1 rRNA gene is annotated in these 255 nt (G+C 38.0%); it reads left to right on the top strand.

What is annotated here, in order from left to right:
- Positions 1 to 59, top strand: a 16S ribosomal RNA gene (locus tag M3196_RS21880); the annotation flags it as partial.
- Between the last annotated feature and the right edge of the window lie 196 nt (positions 60 to 255).

Below are 255 nucleotides of genomic sequence, written 5' to 3'. Positions count from 1 at the left end.
TTGGGGTGAAGTCGTAACAAGGTAGCCGTATCGGAAGGTGCGGCTGGATCACCTCCTTTCTATGGAGATTATGAAACAGCTTCGTCTGTTTCGTAAGTACACCTATTCTTCTTTTGTTCAGTTTTGAGAGAACTCTCTCTCTAAATCAAATAACGTTTTCTTATGGAAAAGGTTATTTCTTATGTTCTTTGAAAACTAGATATCGACATCCAAACAAATGCAAGGCAGATATATTATTTATCTGCGCCAAAGCAA

Source organism: Fictibacillus nanhaiensis, from assembly GCF_023715445.1.
Lineage (GTDB): Bacteria > Bacillota > Bacilli > Bacillales > Fictibacillaceae > Fictibacillus > Fictibacillus nanhaiensis_D.
Note: the sequence above shows the minus strand (reverse complement) of the source record. Positions and strands in the feature narration are given on the sequence as shown.